A 23,554-nucleotide genomic window follows, 5' to 3' on the forward strand; every position below is an offset into this window, starting at 1 on the left:
TCTCCCCAGTCCTAATCGGACCTGCAGTTGCGGATCGCTTCCGCCCGGGGAGAGGTGCAGGCTTTTTTTATATACAAAGAATTAAAAAAGGTAAAAACAAAGAGAAGAGCCAGTTAAGAAGAGTTGAGAGGAGGGGCGGAGATGAGCAAACCCTTAGTTAGAATAGAAAATGTATCTTTCAGTTATGAAGGGCAGCATACTCCCGCGTTAAAAAATATCAATTTTGATATTTTTGAAGGAGAGTGGCTGGCGATTGTCGGGCATAACGGTTCTGGCAAATCTACGCTTGCAAAGCTTTTGAACGGCCTGCAATTTCCGCAGCAAGGTTCGATTGAGGTTTGTGGAGTCACTTTGTCAGAGGATACTGTATGGGATGTAAGAGGAAATGTGGGAATGGTTTTTCAAAATCCTGATAACCAATTCGTTGGAACAACGGTTCGGGATGATGTGGCTTTTGGTCTGGAAAATCACGGCATACCTAGAGAAACAATGGTAGAGCGCGTGCAGACTTCACTTGATAAAGTCAATATGGGAACCTTTCTAAATCAAGAGCCGCACCATCTGTCTGGCGGCCAAAAACAGCGTGTTGCCATTGCTGGTGTCCTGGCACTGCAGCCGTCGATCATTATTTTGGATGAAGCAACATCCATGCTCGATCCAAGAGGCCGTGCAGAGGTAATCAAAACGGTTCGTGAGTTGAAGGATCGTGAGAACATAACGGTCATTTCGATAACCCATGATCTTGAAGAAGCTGCGAAAGCGGACAGGATCATCGTCATGAACAAAGGCGAGCTATACCGTGAAGGAACTCCCGAGGGAATTTTTGAAATGGATGAAGAGCTGGTTAAGCTGGGTCTGGATATTCCCTTCCCAGTAAAAATGAGCAAAATCATGCGTGAAAAAGGAATTGCACTTACAAAATCTTATTTGACAGAAGAAGAGCTGGTGACGGAATTATGGACATCTCACTCAAAAATGTAGAATATCGTTACCAGGCAGATTCCCCATTCGAGCGTCTCGCGATTTCAGATGTATCCATCGATGTCCCTTCAGGAACGTACCTTGCAGTAATCGGGCATACCGGTTCTGGCAAGTCAACTGTGCTGCAGCACCTGAACGCACTATTGAAGCCGACTAAAGGCTCTGTTCTGATCGGCAGCAGGGAAATCAAGGCTGGCCGGAAAGAGAAGAACTTGAAGGGTGTCCGCGAAAAGGTGGGTATTGTCTTCCAGTTTCCGGAACATCAGTTATTCGAGGAGACGGTCGAAAAGGATATTATGTTTGGCCCGATGAATTTTGGCGTTACAGAGAAAGAAGCGAAGGCACGGGCAAGAGTCGCAATCAATCTGGTCGGTTTACCAGAAGATATACTTGAAAAATCACCGTTCGATCTTTCAGGCGGACAAATGCGCCGTGTAGCCATTGCCGGAGTGCTGGCAATGGAGCCAGAGGTCATTGTATTGGACGAGCCTACTGCAGGTCTGGATCCACGCGGACGCAAAGAAATAATGGACTTATTTTATTCACTTCATAAAAAAAGAGATCTATCTACTGTACTTGTTACCCACAGCATGGAAGATGCTGCCCGCTATGCGGATGATATAGTCGTCATGCATCAGGGAAAGGTTTTTACAAAAGGGACGCCTGACCAGATTTTCTCGAACCCTAAGGCTTTATTGGAATTGGGACTGGATGTACCGGAAGTAGTTGGCTTGCAGTTGAAGATCGAAGAAGCCTTCAATACTAAGTTCAGCAAAATCAGCCTTTCCGAGGATGAACTCGCCGAAATGGTGGCAGAGTTTATGGAAGGGGGCGGTCCAAAATGATGGAAAAAATGATCTTTGGCCGTTATGTGCCGGGAGACTCTATCCTTCATCGGATGGATCCGCGTTCCAAGCTGATCATCGTATTCCTTTTTGTGATTGTCGTATTTATCGCGAACAATGTGCTGACGTACGGAGTGTTAGCTGCTTATACACTTATTATGGTCGGACTGTCGAGGATTCCGCTGAGGTTCTTATACGGCGGGCTTAAGCCAGTATTTTTTCTGGTAATCTTCACATTCCTGCTCCATATCTTCATGACAAAAGAAGGCGATGTCATCTTCGAATTGGGATGGCTGCAAATATATGAAGAAGGTCTCAGGCAAGGTATCTTCATTTCTCTGAGGTTCCTGCTTCTGATTTTGATCACGTCACTATTGACCTTGACTACTACGCCAATCGAAATCACGGACGGACTGGAGACATTGCTGAATCCTTTAAAGAAATTTAAATTCCCCGTCCATGAGCTGGCATTGATGATGTCGATTTCCCTGAGATTCATTCCGACGCTCATGCAGGAAACTGACAAAATCATGAAGGCACAAACTGCCAGGGGAGTGGAGTATAACAGCGGTCCGATCAAAGACCGAATCAAAGCGATTGTTCCATTGCTGATTCCGTTGTTCATCAGTTCGTTCAAGCGGGCGGAGGAACTGGCAGTCGCAATGGAGGCACGAGGCTACAAGGGTGGCGAAGGACGCACCAAATACCGCCAACTGACATGGGGTATGCCGGACACCATGATGATTCTGTTCCTGGCTGCAGTCACGGTTCTATTAATAGTTTTAAGAGGGTAATCACTATGCCGCGAATCAAATGCACAATTTCATACGATGGTACTGGTTTTTCCGGCTACCAGGTGCAGCCTGGCAAAAGGACTGTCCAGGGTGAGTTAGAAAAGGCTTTGGAAAAGATGAACAAGGGTACAAGCTTCAGAGTCAGTGCATCTGGCCGTACAGACGCAGGAGTACATGCCCTCGGCCAGGTTATCCATTTTGACACAACGCTTGAAATTGAGCCTGCCAGGTGGCACACAGCGCTTAATTCATTATTGCCTGTTGATATTGCCGTTAGCTCAGTAGACATAGCGAAACCAGATTTTCATGCACGCTTTGACGCAGTCGGCAAGGAGTACCGTTATTTCTTGCTGCTATCCAAGCATCGGGACCCTTTCCAGCGGAACTATTCCTATCAGTTCCAGTATGAACTCGATCATGACGCAATGAGGGAAGCTAGCAAACAGTTGCTAGGGACACATGACTTCACTAGTTTTTGCTCAGCCAAAACAGAAGTAGAAGACCGGGTCAGGACGTTGAAGGAAATCGATTTTTACGAGGAGAACGGGCTGCTGGTATTCAGGTTTGTCGGTGATGGCTTTCTGTACAATATGGTAAGGATACTTGTAGGAACATTACTAGAGGTAGGGACAGGCAGGAGACCTGCTGACACCATGCTTCAGCTGCTTGCTGACCAGGACCGAACTCTCGCCGGCAAGACCGCCCCTGGTCACGGACTGTACCTGTGGAAGGTTTTTTATGACGAAGAAGTTTTAGCAATTCAAAAATAAATTTTAAAAAAATGATATGACAACTAATCCTGGTGTTGACAATCTCTCAACCACAGGTTAAGATATCATATGTATGTATTTTAAACCCACGATCAGCCCCGGAAGAGCTTTATCGTGTTTGAAAATATACCAACAATGAACTTGATTTTTTTTTGACTATTTAGGAGGGAAACTCATGCGTACAACGTTTATGGCAAATGCCAACAATATCGAGCGTAAATGGTACGTAGTTGACGCTGCAGGCAAGACTCTTGGTCGCCTTTCAACTGAAGTTGCAGCTATTCTACGTGGTAAACATAAACCAACTTTCACACCAAATGTTGACACTGGTGATCACGTAATCATCATCAATGCTTCTCAGATCGAACTTACTGGTAAGAAATTGACTGACAAAATCTACTACCGCCACACAATGCACCCAGGTGGATTGAAGCAAAGAACAGCTCTTGAAATGCGTACGAACTACGCTGAAAAGATGCTTGAACTTGCAATCAAAGGCATGCTTCCAAAGAACTCTCTTGGACGCCAAATGTTTAAAAAGCTTCATGTATATGCTGGTAACGAGCATCCACATCAAGCACAACAACCTGAAGTTTACGAACTTCGCGGATAATTATTAAGGAGGTAATTAACTTGGCACAGGTTCAATATATCGGTACCGGTCGTCGTAAGAGCTCCGTTGCGCGAGTTCGTTTAGTACCAGGCACTGGAAAAATTACAATCAATGATCGTGAAATTGAAGACTATATCCCATTCGCAGCTCTACGTGAAGTAGTTATGCAGCCGCTTGTTGCTACTGAAACTGTAGGAAGCTACGATATCCACGTTAACGTAAATGGCGGTGGATACACTGGCCAGGCTGGCGCAATCCGCCACGGTATCGCTCGTGCGTTACTGACAGTTGACCCAGAATACCGTCCAACACTTAAGCGTGCAGGACTATTAACTCGTGACGCTCGTATGAAAGAACGTAAGAAATACGGTCTTAAAGGCGCTCGTCGTGCACCTCAGTTCTCAAAGCGTTAATTTACGCTTCGGAAAGACTCTCAACCTCTGGTTGGGAGTCCTTTTTTATTATTTTGTTTCAGGGAGGTGCGGGGAGGGAGGATCTCCAACTGGAAAAAAACGCCCGGAATTTCCAATTCGCCAATAAATTTTGATTTTCGCCAATAAGTGGGTGATTTTCGCCAATAAAAATTGAAAATCGCCAATAAAGTTGTGAAAAGCGCCAATAAAATTTTTCAAGTGTTAAAAGCAGTCGTTGACGATCGCAATTATTGTTGTTTTTTTGTGAAAGTAAGTCGGATTCATTAGTATATTGGTTTTTTTGTTGTCCGAAAAGCAAAAAGCGGTGAGAAACCAGCCAAAAAAGCGGAGGCATCATTCTATGCCCCCGCCTAACTCTTTAATCCTCATATCCCTGCATGGAATCCATGTGGCTTGCGATCATTGCGATGATGGTTGGAGCCTCTTCCTTGGTGAAAATAAAGTTCGTTTCGTCTCGAATCATTTCATCATCCTCAGTCCAAATCCGGTTGATGCGGCGCAGGACCCCGTCACCAGTCTCCTCAATAAGGCCGAACTGGTAGGTAACCTCAACTTCATCCTCTTTTAAAAATGCCGTAACCTCAGGAGTTTCCCACTCAACATCAATTTCCTCGAGAATATCGTCCTCGTCTACAACCTCCGCAACATATAGCTCATCATCATCATCGATTCCGTCATCTTCATAATATAATGTGTCGTCATCCTCTGTAGCATAAACGACATCGAGCTCATCCTCATCATCGTTTATGTAATCGTGGAATCCTTCGTGAACCGCATCGACAATATCATCAATATCCGAGAGGATGACACGCGCAGGCTGCTCCAAATCCTCATCAATGGTTTCTGTATAGAATTCTTCATTATGCGGATCAAAATATAATATATAGAAATAGTCTCTTTCACCATCATCATAATCCACATAGAACTGTATCCTTGGATGCTTCGAGCCTCTCTCAACCGCCATCTGGCCTTCTTGATCATACTTTTCACAAATAGATTCAAGATGATCCTGCAACTCTCCAACGACACGATCGAACCATTCCATAGACATAGAAATCCATCCCTTCATCTGTAGTCAGGTTTAGCTTGCCCTGTTGTCCACAATATCCTTGTTAGTAAATTAAAGGAAAATCATATACGAGGTGGCTGCTGTACAAGCAGGATGAAAGCCTGGATTGCCCGAAAATGCGTGAATGGAGCTAAAAGGGTAAAAGGAGAGGGGTTGCATTGCCCGAAAATGTGGGAAAGAAGCTAAAAGGGTAAAAGGAGAGGCTCTGGATTGCCCGAAAATGCGAGAATGGAGCGACAAGGGTAAAAGGAAAGGCGTTGCATTGCCCGAAATGTGGGAAAGAAGTCAAATGGGTAAAAGGAGAGGCACTTCATTGCCCGAAAATGCGAGAATGGAGCGAAAAGGGTAAAAGGGGAGAAGTTACATTGCCCGAAAAAGCAAAACTAATTCCTCATACACAAGAAAAGCCGCCTGAACTCACGCTTCAGGCGGTTTCCTTCTATAATCCAAGCATGTCTCCAGCTATATCCGGAAAATCAATAAAAGGGTTCCGATTACCCTGAAGCTCTTGGATTGCTGCATTTCGGTGCTTTTCGTATAGTGTAACAGGATACTCGTGATGCCAGCTAAGCAGAAGCTCGAAATTCATCTGTGTATCCATCCTGATAACATCCTTATATCTTATAGCAAAGTAAAAAACAGCTCTCGCTACAATGCCTTTTCCATATTCGGGTTCGAATTTACCGGCTTCCACCATGCCGCAGCCTGTTCTGATGCCAAAAGCTGCAAGCTCAGGTTCGTAGGACTGAAAATCGTAATAAGGAAGATTGCTCCTCATGCTATTGCATCCAGGTTCACAGGCAAACAAGTGATGGAGGTCGCCTCGCATTGGATCATCGCCATCAAACCAGGATTGGGGCACAACATGTTCGGTGTTGAAAAGAAACTCGGAACTGGTTGTAAAGCCTCCTTCGCTCAAAGTATTCATGAGCCGCAGATCCTCTTCAATCACCTCCACCGGGTCAAGATTCTGCCCGGAGTAAAGGCTCTTCAGCTGCAGGTTCTCCTGTAAGTCTACCCATGGGTAAACATACTCATGCGGCGAATATTTCAGATGGGAGGAGTGTGTTCTGACCAGCAGTGAATGTAGTTCTTCTGGTGCGAAAACAGCGTCACAGTAATACTCATCACACATTCTTGCATCCAGCTCAGCATCATAATACGATTTATTCTCGATGTTATGAATATACAGCTCGCTAGCCGACAGGATCATATCGCATCCATGACCATCGTTTTGAAGCTCTGGTCAAAGATTTCCGCTAGATGCTCCGGCACAGTCAGATAAACGAGACCATTGCCTTCCAGCTTAGGCGAATTGCCAAGGGGCACAGTCCGCTTGACCAGTTGCGCATACAATTCAGGTTCTGTCAGCTCTCGCTCAAAGTGGGCTTTAGCATATGTCTTAATCAATGCCAGGGCACCCGATACGTGCGGAGCTGCCATCGAAGTACCGCTCAAGGTCGCATATTTTCCATTCAGGTAGGTTGATGTAATCCGCTCACCTGGAGCGACGACATCAATTTCATTATGTGAGTTGGTAAAGTCAGATGATCCTCGTTCAAGGTTCACGGCGCCCACACTGATGACTTCGTTATAAGCACCAGGGTAGGCGAATTCGTTGGTAGCATCGTCGCCATCCCCTTCATTCCCAGCGGCACAGACAACAAGGATATTCTTTTTTACAGCGGCTTGAATTGCCTCGTGCAATTCAGGAACGTCAGCTGGTCCGCCCAGCGACATAGAGATAATATCCGCTTCTTGCTCAATGGCATAATGAATACCTTTGATAATCCACTCATACTTGCCTGAACCAGCCTTGTTCAATACTTTTACAATGAGCAGACCAGCCTCAGGCGCAACACCAATGACGCCTGCCTCATTTTCCTGGGCGGCAATCGTGCCTGCCACGTGAGTGCCGTGGCCATTATAGTCAGTATAAAGATCGGAATTGCCTCGGTCGTCATCTGTAAAATTCCTGCCGCCAATAATCCGGTCCTTTAAATCTGGATGTGTAGTTTCGCAGCCAGTATCTAAAACAGCAACCTTCATTCCCTTTCCTTTCGTTTCGTTCCAAAGCTTGGGTGCCTGGATTAGCTCAACACCTTTTGGCACCTCTTTGATTTCGTCAGCTTCATCAATCACGGTATAAGGAATAACACGAACACCTTGCTCCATTTCTTTCCCTCCTTAGAGATAAAATTGAAGCTAGTTCTAGTTGTAATAATAAGTCTAACAATTCTGACTATTATTGAACAGGACCGTTAGTAGGGAATTTATTAGAAATAGAAATCCATAATTGGGTATTTCATCCTAATGACAATGCGGGAATATTATTCAGTAAACGTCTGAGAAAACTGGAAAAGGAATCGTCGGTCAATATTGCATTACTCCCTTACGAAGGTTGAACACTACTTTCTAAGGGGTGAGATTACTTTGAACGTCGTAACGACATTTATAGATAAAAGAAAACAAAAACAAGTGAAATATGAGCGATCGATGCTCCGTGAATTATCAATCAACATCCTGCAAGGCAGGGTGAAACAATATTTTGGCTCATCAAGGCTGACCTCGAATCTCATCATGAATTCAGGAATCGAAGAAGCTTGTTATGATGTAGCTATAGAAGCATATTTACTGGGCGCAAAGTTCAGCCGTTTTGGATATTTCGGTGAGCCGATAGAGGCGGTTAAGCCCCGCTGTGAAAAAGAAGAGCGGCATTTGATTGACACCTTATATAACTTTTTCCTTTTTTGGGGGAAGGGTGAAGAGGGAGTAGGTTCAGAAGAGCTTTATTACTTGTGTGAACAGTATGTAGACAGCTGGTGGAGAGAAGGATTCATGAAGGGTGAAAAGAAATATAAAATGAGGCTGCACTAGCAGAAGTTCTAAACCGTCGACCTGTCCCATATAGTTTATTATCAGGGACTAGCTGGGAAGGATGGTTTAGAACATGCTGAAGAAACTCAAATTCGGATTATTTGCAGCCGGCCTTGCTGTGCTGTTCCTTATATTGCAGTATGATTTTACCGAGCATGACTCCTGGGAATCCTGGAACCTTCCGCTTTCAGGAAAAATCATCTATCTTGATCCAGGACATGGAGGCGTTGACCCGGGGGCGGGAGAAGAGGAACCCTTTGAAAAAGATATCGCCCTTAGCGTTTCCTTAAAATTGCGGGATTACCTACAGCAGCAGGGAGCCCTCGTCATCTTAACTCGCGAGACAGATGTCGACCTAGCGGATAAAGGACTCAAGGGCTACAGTAAGCGAAAGGTCCAGGATTTAAAAAGACGACTGGATTTGATAAATGAGTCTGAAGCCGATTTTTATGCAACGATACACTTGAACGCGATCCCATCCTCAAAATGGAAAGGGGCGCAAACATTCTACTCCACGAATTACAAGGAAAACAAACGAGCCGCCAAACTGATTCAGGATGAATTACGCCGAAATCTTGAAAACACAGACCGAGATGCAAAGGCGGCGAATAGCATCTATTTATTGAAACATACGAATAAACCTGGGGTTTTGGTCGAGATAGGTTTTTTATCAAATCCACAGGAAGCCGCAAATCTGAAAGATGAGGCTTATCAGGAAAAAGTTGCAGGATCAATTTATGAAGGTATGCTCAGATATTTTACAGATGAACAGAAATTTTGGGAAAAATAAAGAGGGGTCCTTGATCCTTCTTTTTCTTTTTGGAAGGCTCTTTTCTCAAACTTTGTTGCTATTGAATACAAAATTGTAGTGAATTATCTATATGCCTTCGTAAAGTTGACGCTTCTTATGAGAAAAGAGCATGCAAACTTAATACCGACCTGTATATATTACGTTAAAATCGGCTTAAGGATTTTAACAACAATCTTTATGAAAACAGCCTTTTGGAAAAATATCTTTCAGAAATGTGTGATAGGTTTAACACTTAGGAATTTTATCAATATGTTATACTGTCCTTGGAGATAAATTTTTACAGAGGAAGGTGTCATTATGTTAACTGAAGCTAAGGTACGCGAAAGTTTAAAAGACCTTAAGGAACCATTTTTACATAAAACACTCGAAGAGATAAATGCAATCGAAGAAATCAAGATTAAAGAAGAGAAGAACCATGTAAGCGTTAAAATAGCTATCGCGAAAATAGGTACTGCAGAACAGCTGCAGCTGCAAACGGAAATTGTCAATATCTTAAAAAGCGCTGGAGCGGCATCTGTAGGATTGCGTTTCTCTGAACTGCCTGCAGAAGTTCTATCAAAATTCCAGACAGCGGCCCCTGAAGAAGAGGAAGGCTTGCTGTCTCCTAATAGCCAAACAACATTCATCGCGATCGCGAGTGGAAAAGGAGGAGTAGGTAAATCTACTGTTTCCGTCAACCTTGCTGTCTCACTAGCGCGTTTAGGCAAAAAAGTTGGACTTGTGGATGCTGACATCTACGGTTTCAGTGTTCCTGATATGATGGGTATCACAAAGCGTCCGGTTGTAAGGGGAGAAAGAATCATTCCAGTAGAAAGACACGGAGTGAAAGTTATCTCTATGGGATTCTTTGTTGAAGATAACGCACCAATTATCTGGCGCGGACCGATGCTTGGCAAAATGTTAAACAGCTTCTTCAATGAAGTCGAGTGGGGAGAACTTGATTATCTTCTGTTGGACTTGCCTCCTGGAACTGGGGATGTTGCGCTGGATGTTCACACCATGCTGCCATCATGTAAAGAAATCATCGTTACCACTCCGCATCCGACAGCGGCATTCGTTGCTGCGCGTGCAGGTGCGATGGCTCTTCGTACAGAGCATGAAATCCTCGGTGTCATTGAAAACATGTCTTACTTTGAAAGCAAGCTGACTGAGGAAAAAGAATATGTCTTTGGACAAGGCGGCGGTGAAAAGCTGGCTGACGAGCTAAACACTAAGCTGTTAGGCAAACTGCCATTAGGACAGCCAACCTGGAATGAAGAAGACTTTGCACCATCCATTTATCAAGAAGACGATAAAATTGGCGCACTCTATACAAATATTGCCCAGCAAGTTGTCCAAATGCTTGGAAAGTAATAAAACGAGCCTCTCCTATACCAGGAGAGGCTCTTTCATTGGAATATCCGGTTGGATTGCTGGTCGGGGCTGACCAAAGCGCCTGTGCTTTCTTGCAATTATTATTGACCTCCAGAGCCGCCGCCTGATTCTTCGCCGCCACCGCCGCCGGATCCACCGCCGCCTTCTTCAGATTCGCCTTCCGACTTTTGGGTTGGCATTTCTTCTGCGGCTTTAACGATCAAAGCCTGAAGTTTCGCCTTGAAAAGCGGGCTTTCAAAGGTCTCGGTCATCACTTTTTGCAGATGTTCCCGATATTCTTTGCTTTTGAGGACGTTAGTTAATTCCTTTTCAAGTTCAGGATCCTTCATGACTTCAATCATCATGCCTTTATATTCTGGATCCTTCATAAGGTCCTTTAACAACTTTTCATTTTCCTTCTTCATGCTTTTTGCGACGCTCTCAGCGAATTTTGGATCCTCGAAGGATTTTTTCCAAAACTCCATGCCTTTTTCGGAGGTCATTGTCTTTTCGACTGTATCAATTACGACCGGCTGGTCCATTATTAGCTTTTCCTTCATGCCATCGTCACCCATGACTTCCTGAATTGCTTTTTTGCCATCATCAGTCTTCAGGATGTCGACAACCATTTTCTTTGTTTCCTCGTAATCGACTTGCCCCCCTGCTGACTCGGCCGGAGAAGCGCAGCCGGCAGCTAAAAGTAAAAAGGTTACAGGGAGTAAAAACTTCATGATCTTCTTCATCTTCCATTCCCCTTTCACATAGACAGCCCTAATTTTAGGATGAGTAAAATGACAAATTGTTATACACGAATAACGACACCTAGATTTTTCAAACCCGCATTGGTACAATCAAATGGTGAAGTTTAATTTTCTTTTGGGGGAAAAAATCGTGACAAGCCGTAATTGGGTACACTTATTTCTCACCACCCTGGTTGTTGGAGCGGTGACAACTGCTGTGGTTGGTTTTATTGTCCGCTGGAGTGAATTCCAGCAACTGTTAAGTGATTTCAACATTCTTGAATTCCTTTCAATTTTAGTATGGCTAATGGGTGTGGGTCTTATATTTAGCATTCTTAGCCAAATGGGTTTCTTCGCTTATTTGACCGTACATCGCTTTGGCCTTGGTATTTTTAAATCTCTATGGAATCCTGTACAAGTCCTGTTGATTGCTTTTGTATTGTTTGACCTCGTATATCTGCGTTTTAACGCCTTCGCGGAAAGCGGCGAGAGCATCATGCCTTATATAGGTCTCGCGGTAATTGTCCTGATCGCTGGGTTGATTGTAGCGTTTATGAAGGTTAAGCAAACCAACAAAGAAGCTTTAATACCAGCATTGTTTTTCATGATTGTCGTAACAGTGATCGAATGGGTGCCCGTACTCCGGGTAAACGAGCACAGCTGGCTTTATCTCATGCTGTTTCCATTGTTAGCATGTAATGCCTACCAACTGCTGGTTTTGCATAAGCTTAACCAGAAATCACAGGAAGAACGAAAAGCCCTTGAAAAAAAGGCTAAAACAAAAACAAATGAAAAAGTGCAAAAAAAGCCGTCCAACGCATAGTTGGACGGTTATTTTATTTCTGCTGATTTAGAGTCACCGTTGGCGATCATTTCTGAAACTGTGACCATCTTCAGATTCTTTGCCCTGATATCCTTTAACACCAGAGGCAGTGCTTCCGCGGTTTGTTTAGCTGAATCAGAAGCATGCATCAACAGGATATCACCCTTCTTTGCCTTTGCAGCATTCTCGGCAATAACCTCAGTGCCAGGATTCGTCCAATCCTTTGAATCAAGACTCCAGTGGACGACTGTATACCCGAGTCGTTCGGCAATTTTTAAAGTGCGTTGATCAAAATGGCCAGTAGGGGCACGCAGCAGCTCGATATTCTTAACATTAAGCTTTTTAAATGCTTCCTGAGCTTTTAGGATATCACGCCTGATTTTATCTTCCTCTAGATCGGTATAATCCTTATACTCATATCCAAGCATGCCAATTTCATATCCCTCTTTCACCATCCGGCTCACCAGGTCTGGATGTCTTTCTGCCCAGGATCCTGACAAGAAGAAGGTGACAGCGCCTGCTTTCTCTTTCTTCAGAACGTCAAGAATCGGTTCCGCTTTTTCATCGCCCCAGCCAATATTAAAGGTCAAAGCTAAATCCTTTTCTCCTTTATAAATGGCTTTAGGACCATCCTTTGCTGAAAAAGCAGGGAGTTGGACCATGTTTTCCATGTAAAAGAACCAAGCTGTAAAAAAGGCTGCGATCACGATGACAAAAACTGTTTTAATCGACTTAGCATTCATTACATAAAAGAAATTCATTTTCTCACCACCTCGTCCAATGCACTCCTTGTCTCATTTTTATTCCGCAGGTCAAAAAGATATGATAATAAAAAAATCAGATTATAAAAATCCGAAAAAAAGACAACACTACAAGCACTATGTGAAAATGAACAGGAGTGTATATATGCTTGGTGTTCTGATCAATGAAAAGGAAATGAAAGAGCTAGAATACTTAATTAAAAGGGAAATGGATGAAATCCTATTCGATCTGAAGGATGATCGTATTGATCATGTAGTAAAGCGGTCGATGAAAGAAAGATATCAAATACTGTTTTCGCTTTTTAAAAGAGTAGCATCCCCTAAGGAATGTCTTAAGTATATGCCAGCGAAGAAAAGCATGTATAAAGGTTAATAAACAATAAGGAAACTTTTTTCGTAATACTTATTGACGTAAATAAATTATCCTGTTATATTAATAAACGTCGCTGCTGAGCCACTCGGTAACACGGTGATCGGCGGGAAAAATAATAAAAAATGTGGTTGACATCAAATCGGTCACATGTTATATTATGAAAGTCGCTTCTGAGCGGCAAGACAATGAATTGTTCTTTGAAAACTAAACAAACAAGCGTCAACAAACAATAAATGATCATGTTTCTTCTATAAGAACATGAGCCAACGTTTTAACTTTATGAGCTAACTCATAACTCTTTCTTGGAGAGTTTGATCCTGGCTCAGGACGAACGCTGGCGGCGTGCCTAATACATGCAAGTCGAGCGGATCTTCATTAGCTTGCTTTTGAAGATCAGCGGCGGACGGGTGAGTAACACGTGGGCAACCTGCCTGTAAGACTGGGATAACTTCGGGAAACCGGAGCTAATACCGGATAATCCTTTCCCTCACATGAGGGAAAGCTGAAAGACGGCCTCTCGCTGTCACTTACAGATGGGCCCGCGGCGCATTAGCTAGTTGGTGAGGTAACGGCTCACCAAGGCAACGATGCGTAGCCGACCTGAGAGGGTGATCGGCCACACTGGGACTGAGACACGGCCCAGACTCCTACGGGAGGCAGCAGTAGGGAATCTTCCGCAATGGACGAAAGTCTGACGGAGCAACGCCGCGTGAACGATGAAGGCCTTCGGGTCGTAAAGTTCTGTTGTCAGGGAAGAACAAGTATCGGAGTAACTGCCGGTACCTTGACGGTACCTGACCAGAAAGCCACGGCTAACTACGTGCCAGCAGCCGCGGTAATACGTAGGTGGCAAGCGTTGTCCGGAATTATTGGGCGTAAAGCGCGCGCAGGCGGTTCCTTAAGTCTGATGTGAAAGCCCCCGGCTCAACCGGGGAGGGTCATTGGAAACTGGGGAACTTGAGTGCAGAAGAGGAGAGCGGAATTCCACGTGTAGCGGTGAAATGCGTAGAGATGTGGAGGAACACCAGTGGCGAAGGCGGCTCTCTGGTCTGTAACTGACGCTGAGGCGCGAAAGCGTGGGGAGCGAACAGGATTAGATACCCTGGTAGTCCACGCCGTAAACGATGAGTGCTAAGTGTTAGAGGGTTTCCGCCCTTTAGTGCTGCAGCAAACGCATTAAGCACTCCGCCTGGGGAGTACGGCCGCAAGGCTGAAACTCAAAGGAATTGACGGGGGCCCGCACAAGCGGTGGAGCATGTGGTTTAATTCGAAGCAACGCGAAGAACCTTACCAGGTCTTGACATCCTCTGACAACCCTAGAGATAGGGCGTTCCCCTTCGGGGGACAGAGTGACAGGTGGTGCATGGTTGTCGTCAGCTCGTGTCGTGAGATGTTGGGTTAAGTCCCGCAACGAGCGCAACCCTTGATCTTAGTTGCCAGCATTCAGTTGGGCACTCTAAGGTGACTGCCGGTGACAAACCGGAGGAAGGTGGGGATGACGTCAAATCATCATGCCCCTTATGACCTGGGCTACACACGTGCTACAATGGATGGAACAAAGGGTCGCGAAGCCGCGAGGTCGAGCCAATCCCATAAATCCATTCTCAGTTCGGATTGCAGGCTGCAACTCGCCTGCATGAAGCCGGAATCGCTAGTAATCGCGGATCAGCATGCCGCGGTGAATACGTTCCCGGGCCTTGTACACACCGCCCGTCACACCACGAGAGTTTGTAACACCCGAAGTCGGTGGGGTAACCTTTATGGAGCCAGCCGCCTAAGGTGGGACAGATGATTGGGGTGAAGTCGTAACAAGGTAGCCGTATCGGAAGGTGCGGCTGGATCACCTCCTTTCTAAGGATATTGCCGTAATGGCAATCGGAATGCGAATCTTTCGATTCGTACTGCGGATTTAACAATCCGCATAGTTGTACGCTTGTTTGTTTAGTTTTGAGGGAGCAATTGCCTCAAAGCTTTTTTTGTTCCTTGAAAACTAGATAATCGTAAGTAAGAAGAACCAAGAAAAAAAACCGAGTAATCGCCATTTTAGTTTTTCTCTCTATTTAATAGAGAAATGACCTTTTAGGTTAAGTTAGAAAGGGCGCACGGTGGATGCCTTGGCACTAGGAGCCGATGAAGGACGGGACTAACACCGATATGCTTCGGGGAGCTGTAAGTAAGCTTTGATCCGGAGATTTCCGAATGGGGAAACCCACTGTTCGTAATGGGACAGTATCTTTACCTGAATACATAGGGTATTGAAGGCAGACCCGGGGAACTGAAACATCTAAGTACCCGGAGGAAGAGAAAGCAAACGCGATTCCCTGAGTAGCGGCGAGCGAAACGGGACATAGCCCAAACCAAGAGGCTTGCCTCTTGGGGTTGTAGGACACTCAACATGGAGTTACAAAGGAACGGGGTAGATGAAGTGGTCTGGAAAGGCCCGTCAAAGAAGGTAAAAACCCTGTAGTTGAAACTTCGTTCCCTCCTGAGTGGATCCTGAGTACGGCGGGACACGAGAAATCCCGTCGGAAGCTGGGAGGACCATCTCCCAAGGCTAAATACTCCCTAGTGACCGATAGTGAACCAGTACCGTGAGGGAAAGGTGAAAAGCACCCCGGAAGGGGAGTGAAATAGATCCTGAAACCGTGTGCCTACAAGTAGTCAGAGCCCGTTAATGGGTGATGGCGTGCCTTTTGTAGAATGAACCGGCGAGTTACGATTACATGCAAGGTTAAGTTGAGAAGACGGAGCCGCAGCGAAAGCGAGTCTGAATAGGGCGAATGAGTATGTGGTCGTAGACCCGAAACCAGGTGATCTACCCATGTCCAGGGTGAAGGTTGGGTAACACCAACTGGAGGCCCGAACCCACGCACGTTGAAAAGTGCGGGGATGAGGTGTGGGTAGCGGAGAAATTCCAATCGAACTTGGAGATAGCTGGTTCTCTCCGAAATAGCTTTAGGGCTAGCCTCACGTTGTAAGAGTCTTGGAGGTAGAGCACTGTTTGGACTAGGGGCCCTCATCGGGTTACCGAATTCAGACAAACTCCGAATGCCAAAGACTTATCCGTGGGAGTCAGACTGCGAGTGATAAGATCCGTAGTCAAAAGGGAAACAGCCCAGACCACCAGCTAAGGTCCCAAAGTATACGTTAAGTGGAAAAGGATGTGGAGTTGCTTAGACAACCAGGATGTTGGCTTAGAAGCAGCCACCATTTAAAGAGTGCGTAATAGCTCACTGGTCGAGTGACTCTGCGCCGAAAATGTACCGGGGCTAAACGTATCACCGAAGCTGTGGATTGACATCTTAGATGTCAGTGGTAGGAGAGCGTTCTAAGGGCGTTGAAGTCAGACCGTAAGGACTGGTGGAGCGCTTAGAAGTGAGAATGCCGGTATGAGTAGCGAAAGATGGGTGAGAATCCCATCCACCGAATGCCCAAGGTTTCCTGAGGAAGGCTCGTCCTCTCAGGGTTAGTCGGGACCTAAGCCGAGGCCGAAAGGCGTAGGCGATGGACAACAGGTTGATATTCCTGTACCACCTCTTTATCGTTTGAGCAATGGGGGGACGCAGTAGGATAGGGTAAGCGCGCTGTTGGATATGCGCGTCTAAGCAGTTAGGCTGCAAGTGAGGCAAATCCCGCTTGCGTGAAGGCTGAGCTGTGACAGCGAGGGAAATATAGTACCGAAGTTCCTGATTCCACACTGCCAAGAAAAGCCTCTAGCGAGATAAAAGGTGCCCGTACCGCAAACCGACACAGGTAGGCGAGGAGAGAATCCTAAGGTGAGCGAGAGAACTCTCGTTAAGGAACTCGGCAAAATGACCCCGTAACTTCGGGAGAAGGGGTGCTCATTTGGGTGAATAGCCTAGATGAGCCGCAGTGAATAGGCCCAGGCGACTGTTTAGCAAAAACACAGGTCTCTGCGAAGCCGCAAGGCGAAGTATAGGGGCTGACGCCTGCCCGGTGCTGGAAGGTTAAGAGGAGGGGTTAGCTCACGCGAAGCTCTGAATCGAAGCCCCAGTAAACGGCGGCCGTAACTATAACGGTCCTAAGGTAGCGAAATTCCTTGTCGGGTAAGTTCCGACCCGCACGAAAGGCGTAACGATCTGGGCACTGTCTCAACGAGAGACTCGGTGAAATTATAGTACCTGTGAAGATGCAGGTTACCCGCGACAGGACGGAAAGACCCCGTGGAGCTTTACTGTAGCCTGATATTGAATTTTGGTACAGCTTGTACAGGATAGGTAGGAGCCTGAGAAACCGGAGCGCCAGCTTCGGTGGAGGCGTCGGTGGGATACTACCCTGGCTGTATTGAAATTCTAACCCACGCCCCTGATCGGGGCGGGAGACAGTGTCAGGTGGGCAGTTTGACTGGGGCGGTCGCCTCCTAAAGAGTAACGGAGGCGCCCAAAGGTTCCCTCAGAATGGTTGGAAATCATTCGCAGAGTGTAAAGGCACAAGGGAGCTTGACTGCGAGACCTACAAGTCGAGCAGGGACGAAAGTCGGGCTTAGTGATCCGGTGGTTCCGCATGGAAGGGCCATCGCTCAACGGATAAAAGCTACCCCGGGGATAACAGGCTTATCTCCCCCAAGAGTCCACATCGACGGGGAGGTTTGGCACCTCGATGTCGGCTCATCGCATCCTGGGGCTGTAGTCGGTCCCAAGGGTTGGGCTGTTCGCCCATTAAAGCGGTACGCGAGCTGGGTTCAGAACGTCGTGAGACAGTTCGGTCCCTATCCGTCGTGGGCGCAGGAAATTTGAGAGGAGCTGTCCTTAGTACGAGAGGACCGGGATGGACGCACCGCTGGTGTACCAGTTGTCTTGCCAAAGGCATCGCTGGGTAGCTATGTGCGGACGGGATAAGTGCTGAAAGCATCTAAGCATGAAGCCCCCCTCAAGATGAGATTTCCCATAGCGCAAGCTAGTAAGAACCCTGAAAGATGATCAGGTTGATAGGTCAGAGGTGGAAGCGCGGTGACGTGTGGAGCTGACTGATACTAATCGTTCGAGGACTTAACCAAAAAAGATTACTCGTTTCTTCTTATTCTTCTTACACATTATCTAGTTTTGAGGGAATAAAGTTTTTTGCGATAGTAAAATAACTTAAAAATTTCCTCTTGAAAAATGCATAAAAGACAGTATAATAAATATTGTTCTTGAAAAATTGTCTGGTGGCGATGGCGAGAAGGTCACACCCGTTCCCATACCGAACACGGAAGTTAAGCTTCTCAGCGCCGATGGTAGTTGGGGGTTTCCCCCTGTGAGAGTAGGACGCCGCCGGGCGATTATGCTTTTTCATCTTGGACAACTTCTAAGATGAGGCAACCGAATCATCTGCAAGAGTTATGTTAATTACCATTATTCCGCAGTAGCTCAGTGGTAGAGCACTCGGCTGTTAACCGAGCGGTCGTAGGTTCGAATCCTACCTGCGGAGCCATTATCTCTAATGATGAAAGTCATTTGAGCTGGCAGCAAAATGCTTCCATAGCTCAGCAGGTAGAGCACTTCCATGGTAAGGAAGAGGTCAGCGGTTCGAGCCCGCTTGGAAGCTCTGAATATATTATTATACGGCCCCTTGGTCAAGCGGTTAAGACACCGCCCTTTCACGGCGGTAACACGGGTTCGAATCCCGTAGGGGTCACCAAGATTTTTTCGCGCTAGCGAAAATAATCATCATTAATTTCATGCTAGTGATGAAAACATCAGCGAATAAAATTATGGAGGATTAGCTCAGCTGGGAGAGCATCTGCCTTACAAGCAGAGGGTCGGCGGTTCGATCCCGTCATCCTCCACCATGATTTTTCACTCAGTGAAAACAATCTTCATTAACTTGCCGGTGTAGCTCAATTGGTAGAGCAACTGACTTGTAATCAGTAGGTTGGGGGTTCAAGTCCTCTTGCCGGCACCATCTTTCTAACTTCCCTGAATAAGCTTCAGCGGAAAGATGCGAGAAATCCCGAAGGGATTTTGAGCATGTACCTAGTTAGGAAGTTTCTTTATGTGGAGGGGTAGCGAAGTGGCTAAACGCGGCGGACTGTAAATCCGCTCCCTCAGGGTTCGGCGGTTCGAATCCGTCCCCCTCCACCATTTTAATACATATTAAAATTGGACAAGCTACTAATGTCCTTTTTATTTTTTCATTGGGCTATAGCCAAGCGGTAAGGCATCGCACTTTGACTGCGACATGCGTTGGTTCGAATCCAGCTAGCCCAGCCATTAACGAGCCATTAGCTCAGTCGGTAGAGCATCTGACTTTTAATCAGAGGGTCGAAGGTTCGAGTCCTTCATGGCTCACTCATGTTAAGACCCCTAAGAATGAACTTAATCCTTTATTTTTAGGGGTTTTATCTATTATAATAAAATCATGCGGAAGTAGTTCAGTGGTAGAATACAACCTTGCCAAGGTTGGGGTCGCGGGTTCGAATCCCGTCTTCCGCTCCAAATGGGGCCTTAGCTCAGCTGGGAGAGCGCCTGCCTTGCACGCAGGAGGTCAGCGGTTCGATCCCGCTAGGCTCCACCATCACACTACATAAATACCATTTCAGCCATAAATCCAACCGGGTTTATGGCTTTTTTTATTTTTTATTTAAGACAGGTTTGAAGGATTATGGGCTAAAGCTGTCAAGAAAGTGCAGTAATTATGACAGGTTTCAGGCTGCGGAGGCCAAAGCTGTCAAGAAAAAGCAGTTATTGTGACAGGTTTTAGGTTGCGGAGGCCAAAGCTGTCAAGAAAGTTCTGTTATTATGACAGGTTTCAGGCTGCGGAGGCCAAAGCTGTCAAGAAAAAGCAGTTATTGTGACAGGTTTCAGGTAGCGGAGCACCAAGCTGTCAAGAAAGTTCTGTTATTATGACAGGTTTCAGCTAATGGAGCCCAAAGCTGTCAAGAAAAAGCAGTTATTGTGACAGGTTTTAGGTTGTGGAGGCCAAAGCTGTCAAGAAAAAGCCGTTATTATGACAGGTTTCAGGTAGTGAAGCTCAAAGCTGTCAAGAAAAAGCCGTTATTGTGACAGGTTTCAGGTTGCGGAGGCCAAAGCTGTCAAGAAAAAGCCGTTATTGTGACAGGTTTCAGGGTGTGAAGCTCAAAGCTGTCAAGAAAGTGCAGATCGAAGGGCGGGATCCACTGCTACTCACGCTAAAGATGATCAAACTCTACAAAAAGGTGGTCCAAGTATCCCTTAATTCAGTTCGTAAATTCACTCAATTCCAAACCGTATATATATTCATGAAATTGTCCGGTTGAGTCATTTCAATGAAAGCGTTTAAAATAAGGGGTAGATGAGAGAAAGCAAGGGGGAGAAATAAATGAAGAAACTTTCGATTATTGGCATGCCTATGGATTTGGGTCAGATGAGAAGGGGAGTCGACATGGGCCCAAGTGCGATCCGTTATGCTGGAATAAATGAAAGATTAAGAGTGCTATTTGATGAGATAGAGGATTTGGGAGATATAGCAGTTGGCCGGCCAGAGGTTAAGATTGATCCTAACAGCAATCTCCGCAATCTGGAATTAGTGGCTGAAAAAAACAGCTTGCTTGCTGATGAGGTAGACAGGATTATTGAATCAGGATCATTCCCGCTTGTTTTAGGGGGCGACCATAGCATTGCGATTGGCACTTTGACGGGTGTGTCCAAGCATTATAAAAACCTGGGTGTCATTTGGTATGATGCACATGGAGACTTGAATACAGCAGATACTTCACCATCAGGGAATATCCACGGAATGCCGCTCGCTGCCAGCTTGGGATTAGGACATGAAATGCTGACTCAGTTAGGCGGGTATGCACCAAAGGTAAAACCAGAAAACATTGTCATCATCGGGGCACGTGCTTTGGATGATGGTGAGAAGGATTTAATCAAGGAGCTTGGGATCAAGGTGTTCACGATGCATGAAATTGACCGCCTTGGGATGGCTACGGTCATTGAGGAAACAGTCAACTATCTTAAAGATAAGACAGATGGTGTCCATCTTTCACTTGATTTGGATGGGCTGGATCCAACAGATGCTCCTGGTGTCGGTACGCCGGTAACTGGAGGAATCAGTTACCGTGAGAGCCACCTGGCTATGGAAATGTTGGCTGAAGCAAAAATCATCACTTCAGCTGAATTCGTCGAAGTGAATCCAATTCTTGATGAAAAGAACAAGACCGCTGTCGCAGCAGTCGCGTTAATGGGTTCTTTATTTGGAGAGAAACTTTTGTAATGCTTCAGTAGTTTTGGAATAGACTCATACTAGTGAGTAAAAAATAGGAGCAGCGGCCATGTGTGGCTGCTGCTCTCTTATTATTAATATAGAAATGTATTTTTTGATGATAAGTGATAATATTTATTTAGTAAATGGTCGAGTTTTGTACTTATGTCTACAACCCGTTGGTTTGACAGCGAGGTTCTTGCGGCTAATTCAACCATCTCTTTACGGCAATTTTCAATATCCTTCAACAACGTTTCTGCACACATTGATTGTTTCCTCGCTTTCACTGAAATATAGTTCATTTATTCCCCTGAAAAAAACTTTTTAAACCAAACTGGTAAAAATTTGTTAATATTAACATATCGTGTTTTTTTAACGTTTTTCGCAAAATAAGTCAGTTGGTAGATGATTTTGTCAATTACATACATATATAAAGTTTTTATAAAAAAAACGAAACCTTTTACGGAATCGATTCGTATATCGATTAGCCGCATGAAGCGCGGAGGTAAAATAATGGAGACAATTGTAAAACACAGAATAAAACAGGTAATCAAGGGAGACCAGAATGCCTATGGAGAGATTGTTGAGGTATACAAGGACAAGGTTTTCCAGCTTTGCTACCGTATGCTCGGGAATCGGCATGAGGCAGAGGATATTGCACAAGAGGCTTTTATCCGTGCATATATCAATATCAACAGCTTCAATCAAAACTTGAAGTTTTCAACATGGCTTTATAGAATTGCCACAAACCTATGTATTGACCGGATTCGCAAAAAGAAACCAGATTACTTTCTGGATGCGGAAGTGCCTGGAACAGAGGGCCTAACCATGTACTCCCAGGTCCCATCTGAAACTCCTTTGCCAGAGGATGAGGTTGAAAGTATCGAATTGCAGGATACGATCCAAAAAGAAATTTCAAAACTACCCGATAAATACAGGTCGGTCATCGTATTAAAGTATATTGAAGAACTCAGCCTGAATGAGATCAGTGAAATACTGGATTTGCCGCTTGGCACAGTGAAGACGAGGATCCATCGAGGAAGAGAAGCCTTAAGGCAACAGTTGCGACACGTATAAGGTGAGGTGAAAGAATATGAAATGTTCCGAACAAATTATTGACTATATGCATGAATACCTAGATGAAGAAATCTCCGAAGAACATGAAAAGATATTAAGAGAGCACCTGCACAGCTGTTCAGATTGCCAGGAATACTTCAGGGAGCTGAATAAGTCAATCGCTCTAGTGCAGAGCACCTCTCATATCCAGGCACCAGTTGATTTTACTTCAAAAGTGATGGCCGGCCTGCCGAAGGAAAAGAAAAAGACGGAAATCCAACGTTGGTTCAGGAGCCATCCATTGTTAACAGCTGCCTCGCTTTTCCTGGCATTAATGACTGGCAGCATCTTTTCGACTTGGAATGAAGAACACCAGTTTTCCGTATCGAAGCAGCCTAATCTGATTGTTGAAAATGATACAGTCATCGTACCTGAAGGGGAAGTCGTCAAGGGTGATGTCGTTGTCAGGAATGGCAAGGTGAAAATTGAAGGCGAGGTCCAGGGTAATGTCACAGTAATCAACGGTGAGTTGATTAACGGTGAGAAATACCTGGCAGCAGCAGGCAATGTCACCGGTGAAATAACAGAGGTCAATGAAGTGTTCGAGTGGATTTGGTACCATATAAAGAAGACCGCTAAAAATACCGCAGATCTTTTTGAGGACGACGAAAAAGAACAGTCATTCCAATAGGAATGGCTGTTTTTTAGAGTGCATCAAAAAGGATTAATTGGCAGGGGACTGCAGTAGACATGATTATTAATTTGAACAAGGCTTGTGTTATAATAAGAAAGTTATCTTTGTTTATAGGCTGAAGTGCTGGTCATCTTCCGCTTTTTTTTACAAAGGGCTGTTTACGTAAAGCTTGTTGTTAAAATCCTAAAACCGATTTTAACGTGATATATACCTATTTTGCAGGTCGGTATTAAGTTTGCATGCTCTTTTCTCATAAGAAGCGTCAACTTTACGAAGAAATATAGGCAATTCAATCCAATTTTTGTATTCAATAGCATCAATGTTTGAGAAAAGAGTCTTTACAATAGGCTGTTTTCGTCATTTTTACGAAAAGAGC

At 45.2% G+C, this 23,554-nt stretch carries 21 protein-coding genes, 10 tRNA genes and 3 rRNA genes; 27 read left to right on the plus strand and 7 right to left on the minus strand.

Annotated elements, in window-relative coordinates; translation table 11 throughout:
* The first annotated feature begins 141 nt into the window (after positions 1-141).
* The 6 genes from AC0VX7_RS00865 (at position 142) to rpsI (ending at position 4,416) form a co-directional block, all read left to right on the plus strand.
* Positions 142-981, plus strand: a complete 840-nt coding sequence (locus AC0VX7_RS00865; RefSeq protein ID WP_475426278.1) for an energy-coupling factor ABC transporter ATP-binding protein — start codon at positions 142-144, stop codon at positions 979-981.
* Positions 957-1,826, plus strand: coding sequence for an energy-coupling factor ABC transporter ATP-binding protein (locus AC0VX7_RS00870; protein WP_475426279.1), 870 nt, complete (start codon positions 957-959; stop codon positions 1,824-1,826). Before AC0VX7_RS00865 ends, AC0VX7_RS00870 begins: the two co-directional genes overlap by 25 nt.
* Positions 1,823-2,620 (plus strand): cobalt ECF transporter T component CbiQ, encoded by a 798-nt coding sequence (gene cbiQ / locus AC0VX7_RS00875; RefSeq protein ID WP_475426280.1) that lies wholly within the window; start codon positions 1,823-1,825, stop codon positions 2,618-2,620. The genes AC0VX7_RS00870 and cbiQ overlap by 4 nt, the downstream gene beginning before the upstream one ends.
* A gap of 5 nt (positions 2,621-2,625) precedes the next feature.
* Positions 2,626-3,390: a tRNA pseudouridine(38-40) synthase TruA gene (truA, locus tag AC0VX7_RS00880; protein ID WP_475426281.1), complete on the plus strand. Its 765-nt coding sequence runs from the start codon at positions 2,626-2,628 to the stop codon at positions 3,388-3,390.
* A gap of 175 nt (positions 3,391-3,565) precedes the next feature.
* Positions 3,566-4,003, plus strand: coding sequence for a 50S ribosomal protein L13 (rplM, locus tag AC0VX7_RS00885; protein ID WP_041966504.1), 438 nt, complete (start codon positions 3,566-3,568; stop codon positions 4,001-4,003).
* A 20-nt stretch (positions 4,004-4,023) separates the two neighbouring features.
* Positions 4,024-4,416, plus strand: coding sequence for a 30S ribosomal protein S9 (rpsI, locus tag AC0VX7_RS00890; RefSeq protein ID WP_475426282.1), 393 nt, complete (start codon positions 4,024-4,026; stop codon positions 4,414-4,416).
* A gap of 58 nt (positions 4,417-4,474) precedes the next feature.
* On the opposite strand, the gene AC0VX7_RS00895 is transcribed toward rpsI, so the two are convergent.
* From AC0VX7_RS00895 to AC0VX7_RS00910, 4 genes are all read right to left on the minus strand, one after another.
* Positions 4,475-4,774, minus strand: a complete 300-nt coding sequence (locus AC0VX7_RS00895; RefSeq protein WP_475426283.1) for a hypothetical protein — start codon at positions 4,772-4,774, stop codon at positions 4,475-4,477.
* A gap of 21 nt (positions 4,775-4,795) precedes the next feature.
* Positions 4,796-5,488, minus strand: coding sequence for a hypothetical protein (locus AC0VX7_RS00900; RefSeq protein ID WP_475426284.1), 693 nt, complete (start codon positions 5,486-5,488; stop codon positions 4,796-4,798).
* Positions 5,489-5,945: 457 nt separating this feature from the next.
* Positions 5,946-6,719, minus strand: coding sequence for an endonuclease I family protein (locus AC0VX7_RS00905; RefSeq protein ID WP_475426285.1), 774 nt, complete (start codon positions 6,717-6,719; stop codon positions 5,946-5,948).
* Entirely contained in the window at positions 6,716-7,681 is a 966-nt protein-coding gene (locus AC0VX7_RS00910) for a S8 family peptidase (RefSeq protein WP_475426286.1), read from the minus strand. Before AC0VX7_RS00910 ends, AC0VX7_RS00905 begins: the two co-directional genes overlap by 4 nt.
* Positions 7,682-7,939: 258 nt before the next feature.
* Here AC0VX7_RS00910 and AC0VX7_RS00915 point away from each other — a divergent pair, with 258 nt between their 5' ends.
* The 3 genes from AC0VX7_RS00915 (at position 7,940) to AC0VX7_RS00925 (ending at position 10,547) form a co-directional block, all read left to right on the plus strand.
* On the plus strand, positions 7,940-8,383 hold the full coding sequence (locus AC0VX7_RS00915) for a YbaK family protein (RefSeq protein WP_214909255.1): 444 nt from the start codon (positions 7,940-7,942) through the stop codon (positions 8,381-8,383).
* Positions 8,384-8,456: 73 nt separating this feature from the next.
* Positions 8,457-9,173 (plus strand): N-acetylmuramoyl-L-alanine amidase CwlD, encoded by a 717-nt coding sequence (gene cwlD, locus AC0VX7_RS00920; protein WP_475426287.1) that lies wholly within the window; start codon positions 8,457-8,459, stop codon positions 9,171-9,173.
* A gap of 318 nt (positions 9,174-9,491) precedes the next feature.
* On the plus strand, positions 9,492-10,547 hold the full coding sequence (locus AC0VX7_RS00925; RefSeq protein WP_475426288.1) for a P-loop NTPase: 1,056 nt from the start codon (positions 9,492-9,494) through the stop codon (positions 10,545-10,547).
* 101 nt (positions 10,548-10,648) lie between these two features.
* Here the strand turns inward: AC0VX7_RS00925 and gerD are convergent, their stop codons facing one another.
* Positions 10,649-11,290, minus strand: a complete 642-nt coding sequence (gene gerD / locus AC0VX7_RS00930) for a spore germination lipoprotein GerD (RefSeq protein ID WP_475426289.1) — start codon at positions 11,288-11,290, stop codon at positions 10,649-10,651.
* A 148-nt stretch (positions 11,291-11,438) separates the two neighbouring features.
* On the opposite strand from gerD, the gene AC0VX7_RS00935 reads away from it, so the two are divergent.
* The gene (locus AC0VX7_RS00935) at positions 11,439-12,110 is read left to right on the plus strand and encodes a KinB-signaling pathway activation protein (protein ID WP_475426290.1); all 672 of its coding nucleotides are present in this window, start codon (positions 11,439-11,441) and stop codon (positions 12,108-12,110) included.
* A gap of 8 nt (positions 12,111-12,118) precedes the next feature.
* Here AC0VX7_RS00935 and pdaB read toward each other — a convergent pair whose 3' ends face one another.
* Complete coding sequence (gene pdaB, locus AC0VX7_RS00940; RefSeq protein WP_475426291.1) at positions 12,119-12,871, minus strand: polysaccharide deacetylase family sporulation protein PdaB; 753 nt, start codon at positions 12,869-12,871, stop codon at positions 12,119-12,121.
* A gap of 145 nt (positions 12,872-13,016) precedes the next feature.
* Between pdaB and AC0VX7_RS00945 the strand changes: the two genes are divergently transcribed.
* From AC0VX7_RS00945 to rocF, 15 genes are all read left to right on the plus strand, one after another.
* Positions 13,017-13,244 carry a hypothetical protein gene (locus AC0VX7_RS00945; RefSeq protein WP_023626387.1) on the plus strand — a complete coding sequence of 76 codons (228 nt, stop codon included), beginning with the start codon at positions 13,017-13,019 and terminating at the stop codon, positions 13,242-13,244.
* A gap of 299 nt (positions 13,245-13,543) precedes the next feature.
* Positions 13,544-15,095, plus strand: a 16S ribosomal RNA gene (locus AC0VX7_RS00950).
* A gap of 231 nt (positions 15,096-15,326) precedes the next feature.
* Positions 15,327-18,261, plus strand: a 23S ribosomal RNA gene (locus AC0VX7_RS00955).
* A 146-nt stretch (positions 18,262-18,407) separates the two neighbouring features.
* Positions 18,408-18,523: ribosomal RNA gene (rrf, locus tag AC0VX7_RS00960) — 5S ribosomal RNA — on the plus strand.
* The 16S, 23S and 5S rRNA genes sit together here with 10 tRNA genes alongside, the layout of an rRNA operon.
* Before the next feature lie 79 nt (positions 18,524-18,602).
* Positions 18,603-18,677, plus strand: a tRNA-Asn gene (locus AC0VX7_RS00965).
* 41 nt (positions 18,678-18,718) lie between these two features.
* A tRNA-Thr gene (locus AC0VX7_RS00970) sits at positions 18,719-18,791 on the plus strand.
* Between the two features lie 18 nt (positions 18,792-18,809).
* Positions 18,810-18,884: transfer RNA gene (locus AC0VX7_RS00975), tRNA-Glu, on the plus strand.
* A gap of 75 nt (positions 18,885-18,959) precedes the next feature.
* Positions 18,960-19,035: transfer RNA gene (locus AC0VX7_RS00980), tRNA-Val, on the plus strand.
* A 37-nt stretch (positions 19,036-19,072) separates the two neighbouring features.
* Positions 19,073-19,148, plus strand: a tRNA-Thr gene (locus AC0VX7_RS00985).
* Between the two features lie 94 nt (positions 19,149-19,242).
* A tRNA-Tyr gene (locus tag AC0VX7_RS00990) sits at positions 19,243-19,327 on the plus strand.
* 54 nt (positions 19,328-19,381) lie between these two features.
* Positions 19,382-19,456: transfer RNA gene (locus tag AC0VX7_RS00995), tRNA-Gln, on the plus strand.
* A 5-nt stretch (positions 19,457-19,461) separates the two neighbouring features.
* A tRNA-Lys gene (locus tag AC0VX7_RS01000) sits at positions 19,462-19,534 on the plus strand.
* A 72-nt stretch (positions 19,535-19,606) separates the two neighbouring features.
* A tRNA-Gly gene (locus AC0VX7_RS01005) sits at positions 19,607-19,681 on the plus strand.
* 3 nt (positions 19,682-19,684) lie between these two features.
* Positions 19,685-19,760 (plus strand) — tRNA-Ala (locus AC0VX7_RS01010).
* A 783-nt stretch (positions 19,761-20,543) separates the two neighbouring features.
* The gene (rocF, locus tag AC0VX7_RS01015) at positions 20,544-21,440 is read left to right on the plus strand and encodes an arginase (RefSeq protein WP_475426292.1); all 897 of its coding nucleotides are present in this window, start codon (positions 20,544-20,546) and stop codon (positions 21,438-21,440) included.
* Between the two features lie 83 nt (positions 21,441-21,523).
* Here the strand turns inward: rocF and AC0VX7_RS01020 are convergent, their stop codons facing one another.
* The gene (locus tag AC0VX7_RS01020) at positions 21,524-21,730 is read right to left on the minus strand and encodes a Spo0E family sporulation regulatory protein-aspartic acid phosphatase (RefSeq protein WP_475426293.1); all 207 of its coding nucleotides are present in this window, start codon (positions 21,728-21,730) and stop codon (positions 21,524-21,526) included.
* A gap of 211 nt (positions 21,731-21,941) precedes the next feature.
* Here AC0VX7_RS01020 and sigW point away from each other — a divergent pair, with 211 nt between their 5' ends.
* Both sigW and AC0VX7_RS01030 read left to right on the plus strand, forming a co-directional pair.
* Complete coding sequence (sigW, locus tag AC0VX7_RS01025) at positions 21,942-22,505, plus strand: RNA polymerase sigma factor SigW (RefSeq protein WP_144481378.1); 564 nt, start codon at positions 21,942-21,944, stop codon at positions 22,503-22,505.
* Between the two features lie 16 nt (positions 22,506-22,521).
* Positions 22,522-23,175 (plus strand): zf-HC2 domain-containing protein, encoded by a 654-nt coding sequence (locus AC0VX7_RS01030; protein ID WP_475426294.1) that lies wholly within the window; start codon positions 22,522-22,524, stop codon positions 23,173-23,175.
* Positions 23,176-23,554: the final 379 nt, after the last annotated feature.

The organism is Mesobacillus sp. QJM3NY_10 (assembly GCF_056173465.1).

What these genes read in the sequence shown, in the direction of transcription:
- rocF (WP_475426292.1), top strand. Translation starts at nt 20,544, where the DNA reads ATGAAGAAACTTTCGATTATTGGCATGCCTATGGATTTGGGTCAGATG.
- truA (WP_475426281.1), top strand. Translation starts at nt 2,626, where the DNA reads ATGCCGCGAATCAAATGCACAATTTCATACGATGGTACTGGTTTTTCC.
- AC0VX7_RS01020 (WP_475426293.1), bottom strand. Translation starts at nt 21,730, where the DNA reads ATGAACTATATTTCAGTGAAAGCGAGGAAACAATCAATGTGTGCAGAA.
- AC0VX7_RS00910 (WP_475426286.1), bottom strand. Translation starts at nt 7,681, where the DNA reads ATGGAGCAAGGTGTTCGTGTTATTCCTTATACCGTGATTGATGAAGCT.
- gerD (WP_475426289.1), bottom strand. Translation starts at nt 11,290, where the DNA reads ATGAAGAAGATCATGAAGTTTTTACTCCCTGTAACCTTTTTACTTTTA.
- AC0VX7_RS00870 (WP_475426279.1), top strand. Translation starts at nt 957, where the DNA reads ATGGACATCTCACTCAAAAATGTAGAATATCGTTACCAGGCAGATTCC.
- sigW (WP_144481378.1), top strand. Translation starts at nt 21,942, where the DNA reads ATGGAGACAATTGTAAAACACAGAATAAAACAGGTAATCAAGGGAGAC.
- rplM (WP_041966504.1), top strand. Translation starts at nt 3,566, where the DNA reads ATGCGTACAACGTTTATGGCAAATGCCAACAATATCGAGCGTAAATGG.
- AC0VX7_RS00865 (WP_475426278.1), top strand. Translation starts at nt 142, where the DNA reads ATGAGCAAACCCTTAGTTAGAATAGAAAATGTATCTTTCAGTTATGAA.
- AC0VX7_RS00905 (WP_475426285.1), bottom strand. Translation starts at nt 6,719, where the DNA reads ATGATCCTGTCGGCTAGCGAGCTGTATATTCATAACATCGAGAATAAA.
- cwlD (WP_475426287.1), top strand. Translation starts at nt 8,457, where the DNA reads ATGCTGAAGAAACTCAAATTCGGATTATTTGCAGCCGGCCTTGCTGTG.
- AC0VX7_RS00895 (WP_475426283.1), bottom strand. Translation starts at nt 4,774, where the DNA reads ATGATGCCTCCGCTTTTTTGGCTGGTTTCTCACCGCTTTTTGCTTTTC.
- AC0VX7_RS01030 (WP_475426294.1), top strand. Translation starts at nt 22,522, where the DNA reads ATGAAATGTTCCGAACAAATTATTGACTATATGCATGAATACCTAGAT.
- AC0VX7_RS00925 (WP_475426288.1), top strand. Translation starts at nt 9,492, where the DNA reads ATGTTAACTGAAGCTAAGGTACGCGAAAGTTTAAAAGACCTTAAGGAA.
- pdaB (WP_475426291.1), bottom strand. Translation starts at nt 12,871, where the DNA reads ATGAATTTCTTTTATGTAATGAATGCTAAGTCGATTAAAACAGTTTTT.
- AC0VX7_RS00900 (WP_475426284.1), bottom strand. Translation starts at nt 5,488, where the DNA reads ATGTCTATGGAATGGTTCGATCGTGTCGTTGGAGAGTTGCAGGATCAT.
- cbiQ (WP_475426280.1), top strand. Translation starts at nt 1,823, where the DNA reads ATGATGGAAAAAATGATCTTTGGCCGTTATGTGCCGGGAGACTCTATC.
- AC0VX7_RS00945 (WP_023626387.1), top strand. Translation starts at nt 13,017, where the DNA reads ATGCTTGGTGTTCTGATCAATGAAAAGGAAATGAAAGAGCTAGAATAC.